The sequence below is a fragment of the Epibacterium ulvae genome (assembly GCF_018678075.1).
GTDB classification, from domain to species: Bacteria; Pseudomonadota; Alphaproteobacteria; order Rhodobacterales; family Rhodobacteraceae; genus Epibacterium; species Epibacterium ulvae_A.
This window is the reverse complement of sequence record NZ_JAHHIR010000071.1, coordinates 66,395-72,682: the sequence shown is the minus strand read 5'-3', so window position 1 is coordinate 72,682 and position 6,288 is coordinate 66,395. Positions and strand designations below refer to the sequence as shown.

The 6,288-nt window shown below is 58.2% G+C and carries 5 protein-coding genes; all 5 read left to right on the top strand.

The annotated features are described in order from the left end of the window. The first annotated feature begins 650 nt into the window (after positions 1 to 650). The 5 genes from KMP13_RS15655 to KMP13_RS15635 all read left to right on the top strand — a co-directional run bounded on the left by KMP13_RS15655 (position 651) and on the right by KMP13_RS15635 (position 6,241). Complete coding sequence (locus KMP13_RS15655; RefSeq protein ID WP_215266912.1) at positions 651 to 908, top strand: hypothetical protein; 258 nt, start codon at positions 651 to 653, stop codon at positions 906 to 908. Positions 909 to 1,358: 450 nt separating this feature from the next. Next, entirely contained in the window at positions 1,359 to 4,163 is a 2,805-nt protein-coding gene (locus KMP13_RS15650) for a bifunctional [glutamine synthetase] adenylyltransferase/[glutamine synthetase]-adenylyl-L-tyrosine phosphorylase (protein ID WP_215266911.1), read from the top strand. Continuing rightward, positions 4,150 to 4,419 carry a hypothetical protein gene (locus tag KMP13_RS15645; protein ID WP_215266910.1) on the top strand — a complete coding sequence of 90 codons (270 nt, stop codon included), beginning with the start codon at positions 4,150 to 4,152 and terminating at the stop codon, positions 4,417 to 4,419. The genes KMP13_RS15650 and KMP13_RS15645 overlap by 14 nt, the downstream gene beginning before the upstream one ends. A 57-nt stretch (positions 4,420 to 4,476) precedes the next feature. Beyond that, the gene (locus KMP13_RS15640; RefSeq protein WP_215266909.1) at positions 4,477 to 5,691 is read left to right on the top strand and encodes an RSP_2647 family RNA methyltransferase; all 1,215 of its coding nucleotides are present in this window, start codon (positions 4,477 to 4,479) and stop codon (positions 5,689 to 5,691) included. 4 nt (positions 5,692 to 5,695) lie between these two features. Next, the gene (locus KMP13_RS15635) at positions 5,696 to 6,241 is read left to right on the top strand and encodes an RSP_2648 family PIN domain-containing protein (RefSeq protein WP_215266908.1); all 546 of its coding nucleotides are present in this window, start codon (positions 5,696 to 5,698) and stop codon (positions 6,239 to 6,241) included. Positions 6,242 to 6,288 lie beyond the last annotated feature (47 nt).

The window sequence follows — 6,288 nt, the reverse complement described above, 5'->3', positions numbered from 1 at the left end:
CCATCCACCCCATCTGCTTTGGCACATATTGTGTTGGAGCTGTTCGCCTGTTGATGTGATCTGCCGCCCCGGTTCACGCGCCGGTGCGGCACCTTAAATCTGGAACGGAAAATACGTTTCATGTTAGGGACCCTATATCGAGGCAAACCGTTGTCTTATATGCTTGCTGTGAAACAACTTTTCCAACTTGAAACTGCTGGCGCTGCAAAATCCGACTATTTTCAAGTCCTGAACGTAGCTTCGGCAATGTAGTTTCAAGCACAGTGGCCGTTTAGCCTTGTTTTCTTGTACGTTTCCGAACTGGACCCTTTTGAAAACGAAAGTGTCCCAGGCTTTCAGTTTATGGCTTCGACGCTTGTTTTAAGATCAGTTGAAGCCGCTCTTTCAACTTTGGTTTTTCAGCGCCAATCCCATCCAAGCCTCTTATTTCATTAGCCCTTCCGAGATTTTCCGGTCTCTTCCGGCTTCTGCAATTACTAATGTCCCATAACACACGCGTTTTCCCCTTTGTTACAGTGCGGTCAGGGGTCCCTTTGCGTCGCGGGCAGCCATTGTAGCTGATCCAGGACGCGGTGAATGGTAAACTTCCCTCCATTCCTCCTAATATTATCCACGGTTTGCAGTTGCCACTGGGCGGTGAGTGTTAGAAAATGACCAGAACAGAAGCGCGCTCAATTTCATCTTTGGAACTGTTGTTCTCCACCGCTAACCGCTTCCTGCTGGCGCAAGGTGCTACCGAAACCATCGCATTTTCGCGCACCAATTACGTAAGCATCCTAAATCGTCTGGGTTACGTAACCCGCTGTGGCAGTGTTTCGGTTGCTTACGGTTCTAAGAAGTACTGCACCATGTCGACCATGCTGAAGGGGCCTAAAACGGTCTTAAGTTCCCGTGTCGCAGCTGAGTAGATGATGGACCTTTAAGGTGTTGTTTCGTATGGTTGAATTTGGTTGTCGAAAAAGAAAAAGGAACCTGAAAACCTTGTTTCAGGTTCCAGATATCCGCTGGCCTCAAACCTAAGTGACCAATGAACAGCGCCTCCAAGGGTAAAGCGTTGTTTAAATTGAGTTTTTGGGATTCTGTTGAGTTTGACGACATCTTTGTCCCGACCAGGCATCAAGTCGCCTTAAATCGATATTTATGCCCTCTATGACGGACACGAAAGTCACCACCACTTTGTCTCTTTTGATTGCGTGAACCTCTGTTTTTATTGACTTACCCTGCTTCTTCCTGCTTCTTCCTGCTTCTTCCTGCTTCTTCCTGCTTCTTCCTGCTTCTTCCGGTAACGGCCAATATATGTGCCTCGTATCAGCCATCAAGGAATTGACCTTCCCATGCGGGCAGCGCAGGTTGTGGGCATGACCACTGCTTTGCAAATGACCCGTTCGCCGCGCCCCTTTGATGACGCACTTGCACAAGAGACGTTGGATCAACTGCCGTGGTTAAAGCCCGAGTATCGCGCCTTAATTGCAGGCACCGCGGGCAGCAGCCCCTATCTGAAAAGCTTGATCCAGCACGAACGTGACTGGCTTGCAGACGCCTTGGACAATCCAAGCGCGGCTTTGGCGCAGGTGTTGGATGACATGCCAAACATCGAGGACGCGCAGCTCCGTATGGAACTGCGTCGTGCCAAACGGCGGATCGCTTTGTTGACGGCGCTCTGCGATTTGTCAGGTCATTGGACCTTGGAGCAGGTGACAACCGCCCTGTCGGATTTCGCAGCGCTGTCGGTGGATGTGGCTCTGAAGTCTGAGGTCGCCAAGCTGATCGCCCGTGGCAAGCTGCCGGGACAATCCGAGGCGGATATCGCCTCGGCCGCGGGTCTGTCGGTGCTCGCCATGGGGAAGATGGGCGCGCATGAGCTGAACTATAGCTCCGACATTGATTTGATCTGCCTGTTTGACGAAACCCGGTATGACCCGAATGATTTTTACGAGGTGCGTCAGGCCCTGGTGCGCGCCACCCGCAACATGTGCGGTATCCTCAGCGACAAGACAGCCGATGGGTATGTCTTTCGCACCGATTTGCGCCTGCGACCCGACCCGGCTGTCACCCCGGTCTGCGTCGCGATGGAGGCGGCCGAGCGGTATTACGAAAGTCTGGGGCGCACGTGGGAGCGGGCCGCCTACATCAAGGCCCGCGCCTGTGCGGGAGACATCGCTGCGGGTGAGACCTTCCTGAAAGGCTTGCGTCCCTTTGTGTGGCGACGCCATCTGGATTTCGCCGCCATCCAGGATGCCCATGACATGCGCCTGCGGATCCGCGCGAACAAAGGCACCTATGGTGATCTGTCTGTTCCGGGACATGACATGAAACTGGGGCAGGGCGGTATTCGTGAGATCGAGTTTTTCACCCAGACCCGCCAGTTGATTGCAGGTGGGCGCGACCCGGAACTGCGCTGTCGTGAAACGGTCAAAGGGTTGGAACGTCTGGCACAAAAGGGTTGGTTCGCGGCTGAGGTCGCAGAGGAGCTGAGCGACCATTATCGCATGCACCGCACAGTCGAGCACCGCATCCAGATGGTGCATGACGCCCAGACCCACCGGATGCCAAAATCCGAAGACGGCCTTGCCCGGATCGCCTGTTTGATGGATCTGGACACACAAGAGCTGCTGGACGACGTGGGTCAACGCCTGCATGCGGTGCGGACCTTGGCGGATCGTTTCTTTGCGCCCGGCACTGGTGGCCCGGCAAAAGACGAAGACCCCGAACTGCCGCCCGATCTGGACGATGATGTGATCCGCCGCTGGCGGACCTATCCGGCGCTGAGGTCCGAACGCGGGGCGCAGATTTTCGACCGGCTCCGCCCTGAGCTTTTGGCGCGCCTGTCGAAAACCGCACAACCAACCGAGGCGCTCTTGGCGCTGGATGGTTTTTTGGCCGGGTTGCCGGCGGGGGTGCAGCTGTTTGCTTTGTTTGAGGCAAACCCACAACTGATCGATCTGTTGATGGATATTGTTGGGACGTCGCAAGAGCTTGCAGAGTTTTTGTCACGCAATTCATCCGTGTTCGACGCGGTTATTGGCGGTGCGTTTTTTGCGCCCTGGCCTACGGCCGCCACCCTTTTGGGAGAGCTCAACGCGCGGCTGGTGGCCGAGGATGATTATGAGGCCAAACTGGATGCGGCGCGGTCCTGGTGCAAGGAATGGACCTTTCGTATCGGGGTCCACCATCTGCGCGGCTTGATCAGCGGCAAACAGGCAGGGCAGCAATATGCTGAGCTGGCCTCGGTGGTGATCGACGGGGTGACGCCTGTAGTTGTCGACCAGTTTGCTAGCAAACACGGACCCCCGCCGGGGCGGGGGCTGGCGGTCTTGGGCATGGGCTCGCTTGGGGCGCGTCAGATGACGGCCAAATCGGATCTCGACCTGATTGTCATCTATGATCCGCAGTCCCATGAAAGCTCGGACGGGAAACGCCCCCTGCCGTCGCGGGCTTATTATGCGCGTCTGACGCAGGCTCTGATCACGGCGCTCACCGCCCCGATGGCGCGGGGACGATTGTATGAGGTCGACATGCGTCTGCGCCCCTCTGGCACGCAAGGACCCGTGGCCACCAGCCTTGGCGCTTTTGACAATTATCAACGCAATGAAGCCTGGATGTGGGAACATCTGGCGCTGACGCGCGCGCGGGTGGTCTCGGCGACGCCAGGTCTGGCCAATGACGTCGAGGTGATCCGCGCGGACGTATTGAAAACCGACACCAACCGCCAAACAGCCCTGCGTGAGGTGTCGGAAATGCGCGCACGCCTGTCGGCGTCCAAACAGCCCAAAGGCCTGCTGGATGTTAAAAACGGCGCAGGGCGTATGGTGGATGTGGAGCTGCTGGCGCAGACCGGCGCGCTGCTTGCGGGCGAACCCGAGCGCGGCATCGACGCCGGGCTGAATGCGGCCGTGGCCTGCGGGTGGTTGGCAAAGGATCAGGTGGATCAGTTGCGTGCCAGTTATGATCTGTTTGTCGAGATACAAATGGCCGCGCGCCTGCTCAGCGATCAGCCATTGGGCCGCGAGGCGATGGGCGAAGGTGCGGCCCGGTTTATCTGTCGCGTGGCCGGGATGGGTGACATGGATGAATTGGTGAACACGCTCACCGCACGCTACGCAACTTGCGCCGAGATTGCAGAGGCGGCTTTGAAGTTTGAGGGTACGAATGACCAAGAATGACGCACTGGACCCAAAGGGGTTGATCTACGAGGCCTTCCGCATTGACGGGATCACAACAGAACAGTGCCGCAGTATCTTCCTCGACTGGGCGCTGAGCTTGCCGGAGGGGATCAACAGCAAAGACGCGATCGAACAGCTGTTGCAGGCCTATCAGGGCGACCACCCCGCTCATCCGATGACCGAGGTGTTGCAAGCAGGCTTAGCCGACACAGCACGCCCAAAGCGGCGCGGGGGATGGCGCGGGCGGGCACGTTAGACTGTCAAAAACACGCTTCCCCCTTTTCCCTGTGCAGACATCTGGGTAAGAGGGCGTATGACAGATCCGACAGATGCGCTTGTGCGCCCCCGTATCAGACTGAAACCCAAAGCAAACGCCCGCGCGCTGCGCCATGGGTTTCCCTGGGTCTATTCCAATGAATTGGTGACGGACCGGCGCACGCGCAAGCTGGCACCCGGCACTTTGGCCGTGCTTGAGGATGAAGGACAGAGCCCATTGGGGGTGGTGGCCGTCAACCCCGACAGCAAGATCATTGCCCGGATGCTGGATCGTGACTGCGATGTCGAGATTGACCAAAGATGGTTTGAAACCCGCTTGACGCGCGCCCTGCAACTGCGCGCGCAGCTCTATGCGCAGCCTTATTATCGTCTGATCCATGCCGAGGCCGATGGCCTGCCCGGTGTAATCATTGACCGTTTTGGTGACACCTGTGTGGTGCAGCCCAACGCCGCCTGGGCCGATGCCCATATCGAGGCGCTGTGTGCGGCCCTTGCCAAGGTCTCTGGCTGCAGCACAATTTTGAAAAACGCCTCCGGCCGCACCCGGTCCCTCGAAGGGCTGGACGATGTGGAGCAGGTTATGCTGGGCCAAGCCCCCGATGCGCCTGTGCCGGTCGAGATGAACGGCGCGACCTATATGGCCGATCTGACCGGTGGGCAGAAAACCGGTCTGTTCTTTGACCAGCGCGACAACCATGCCTTTGCTGCGCGTCTGGTGGCTGAGGGTGCGCGGGTTTTGGACGTGTTTTCCCATGTGGGCGGATTTGGTCTGGCGATGCTGGCCAACGGGGCCGGAACGGCCACTTGCGTTGATGGATCTGCGGCCGCGCTGGAATTGGCGCAAATGGGAGCAAAAGCCAGCGGATGTGGCGACCGGCTTGTGACCCGTCAGGGCGATGCCTTTGGAGTCCTGACCGCCCTTGGCGAAGAAGGGGCGCAGTTTGATGTGGTCGTTTGTGATCCACCGGCCTTTGCCCCGTCAAAAGTCGCACTTGAGGCCGGATTGCGCGCCTATGAACGCGTGGCAAAACTTGCAGCCCCGCTTGTGGCTCCGGGCGGATACCTCGGCCTGTGTTCCTGTTCACACGCGGCAGATCTGACCAAATTTCGCAATTCGTCGGCCCGCGGCATTGGCCGCGCTGGGCGGCGTGGGCAGCTGTTGCACACGGGCTATGCCGGGCCGGACCATCCGCAAATGCCGCAATTGGCAGAGAGCGGATATCTGAAATCTGTCTTCTTCCGGCTGGATTGATCTTGTGAAGCTGCTGCTCGACACCTGTGTGATCTACCCAACGGTCATGCGTGAGATGTTGTTGGGCGCAGCGCAGCAAGGGTGTTTTACCCCGCTGTGGTCCGCTCGCATTCTGGAAGAATGGGCGCGGGCCTCACGCAAACTGGGCCCCGAAGGCGAAGCGCAAGCGCGGGGTGAGATTGCATTGCTGCGCTCGGCTTGGTCAAAGGCTGAGGTCACGCCCGCCGCCGGAGTTGAGGCGCGGCTGTGGCTTCCGGATGAGGCAGACATTCACGTGCTGGCGGCAGCAATAGTCGGACATGCAGACGGTATTGTCACCGTGAACAACAAAGATTTCCCGCGCCACACGCTGAGTGAGGAAGGCCTGTTGCGCCACACACCGGATGAGCTGCTGTATGGCTTCTGGTTGGCCGAGCCGCAGGCGATTGAGTCGGTCGGTGCGCGTATTCTGGCAACGGCAAATCAGATGTCCGGCGACATTTGGGACATCCGCCGCCTGCTGAAAAAAGCCCGGCTGCCGCGATTGGCCAAAGCCCTGTCACAGGCGTAATCCGGGGCAGCGCCGCCACAGGGATAAATTTCTTTTAAAACCTCATC